The following is a 2,096-nucleotide window of genomic DNA, read 5'->3' as shown; positions in this document are numbered from 1 at the left end:
CAGCCATTCGTGCCTGACCGTGCGGTTGTAGCGCTCGATGTAGGCGTTCTGTTGCGGCTGACCCGGCTGGATGTGTGCCAAGGCGATGCCGTGCTCTTCAGCCCAATCCAACAGCGCGTGACTGATATATTCCGGGCCATAACACCTTCGGAATGACGCTGATTAAGAGGCTATGGCCACCTGCGCAGCCTTTAAATAGCGCAGCAGGTGGTCATAGCCGGGTCTCAGGTCCCTACAGTGGTTTCACACAAACCACACCGCAAAGGAGACCGACTATGACCGAGATTAGTATTGCACAAGACGCACCTGTTTTGGTGGCTATCGATATCTCAAAGGCCCGGCATGAAGTTTTAATTGCTATCCCAGATAAGAAACGGCGACGCCGCTTAACTGTTTTGAACGAGCTTGGCGACTTTAATCGCCTCATCGCTACGTTGAGAGATTATGGATGCCCGGTGCGTGTGGCCTTCGAGGCGACCGGTAATTATCACCGTGCCCTGGGCTATTATCTGGCCACCGCTGGCTTTGAGGTGAAGCTGGTGTCGTCAGTCGCTTTGGCGCGAACCCGCGAAGCACTCAACAACAGTTGGGACAAGAATGACCCCAAGGACGCCCAGGTTATCTTGCATATGATGGAGATCGGGAACGAGCAGTTTTATCATGACCCATTGGTGCATGGCACGAATGACATTCAAGAGCTGTCCAAAACCCACGATATCGTCTCCAGATCGAAGACCGAACTTTGGCACCGTGTGCTGACACATTACCTGCCGTTGTACTTCCCCGAAGCTGACCGCTTTCACCGCAGCTCGCGCAGCGATTGGTTCTTTGCATTCCTCGAACGCTATCCGTCACCACATTTTATCACCGCAATGGGCAAAGAGGCTTTCACCGCTGATGCTTGGGACGTTATTGGGCGCAAGGTGGCGAAAGAGCGTTTGCTTGCAGACATTTACGAGACAGCCAAGTCTTCAGTGGGATTGCCGGTTGCCTCAGATTCTAATGCGATAAGTATGTTCCGCTTGGTTCTTGGCGAAGGCCGCAGTCTCATTGCGCAACGCAATCAAATCGAAGCTCGCGCCGTCGCGCTTCTCAAAGATCTACCTGACTATCAGTTGCTGACATCAATACCTGGGATCGGTCCGATCAACGCCTTGACCATCTTAGCAGAAGCTGGCGATTTACGCCGCTTTGGACACCACCGGCAGTTCTTGAAGTTCTGCGGTATGGACTTGGCAACCATCCAGTCCGGCACATTCCGCGGCCAAACCAAACTGTCAAAATACGGGAATGCCCGCTTGCGGCGCACCCTGTGGATGGCTGGTCAGGTTGCCATTCTACAGCGAACCAACAGCTTCCGGGATAAGTTCGAGCGCTATATCGCCAAGGACCGGCACAACACCCATTTGCGCCGCAAGGCGTATACCGCAATCGCCGCCAAAATGGCCCGTACAGTTCACGGGATTATCAAACATGGCGAGCCCTATCGCCCCTTCTTTGAGGGGTGATCGATCACAGAAGGACCTTTCTCTGTAAGGGCCGTGGAGGCAGACATCTGACCTCGTAGATAATGTTTAGGCTTTCTGTGTTAGCGACCCGATGATCTCGTCTTAAGGACGGTGAGAGCCGCAATAGCGTACTCTGTGTTTGTTATGGGAGAGACTGTCGTTGACCAAAATGCCGAACTGAGGCAAAATCCGACGTGCTGGTATCGCCCAACACGACAATGACCTGATGCCAAATTAGACGATTATTCCGCGCATAGGACGTTATCGCTGACCACCATGCATGGATAACCCCTGACGCGGGAAAGCTTTTTCCAGTTCACCTGCCAGCCTTCGCATCGCAGTAGAACACGCAGCCTACAGTAGCCGAACCGTCGCCGCTCCGACGACAGATCCTTCAGTATGTCCGCAAGTCAGCATCTTCCGATCGCTTTGGCGGTCGTCGATACAAACGCGGATCGATCCCGGCCAAGGCGCAGGCCTGTCGCTGCCGGTATCCCTTCTGTGTCATGGCCCAGTCACGGCACGACGCCGCGCACCAGGCCTCAGAAGTTTTTTTCTAGCATTTCCTTCAGCGTCGACACATACATC

General features: G+C 54.0%; 1 protein-coding gene and 2 pseudogenes. 1 reads left to right on the top strand and 2 read right to left on the bottom strand.

Going from position 1 to position 2,096, the window contains the following annotated elements; genetic code table 11:
• Positions 1-138: pseudogene (locus V7660_RS17140) on the bottom strand (integrase core domain-containing protein); the annotation flags it as partial.
• A gap of 137 nt (positions 139-275) precedes the next feature.
• Between V7660_RS17140 and V7660_RS17135 the strand changes: the two are divergent.
• Positions 276-1,508: an IS110 family transposase gene (locus V7660_RS17135; RefSeq protein ID WP_335604269.1), complete on the top strand. Its 1,233-nt coding sequence runs from the start codon at positions 276-278 to the stop codon at positions 1,506-1,508.
• Between the two features lie 293 nt (positions 1,509-1,801).
• On the opposite strand, the pseudogene V7660_RS17130 reads toward V7660_RS17135, so the two are convergent.
• Positions 1,802-2,096: pseudogene (locus V7660_RS17130) on the bottom strand (IS3 family transposase); the annotation flags it as partial.

The organism is Hyphomonas sp., assembly GCF_036964145.1.
Taxonomy (GTDB): Bacteria; Pseudomonadota; Alphaproteobacteria; order Caulobacterales; family Hyphomonadaceae; genus Hyphomonas.
This window is presented reverse-complemented; position numbering and strand designations above follow the sequence as displayed.

Excerpts from the sequence above, each read along its gene's own strand:
- V7660_RS17135 (WP_335604269.1), top strand. The coding sequence starts at position 276 with ATGACCGAGATTAGTATTGCACAAGACGCACCTGTTTTGGTGGCTATC.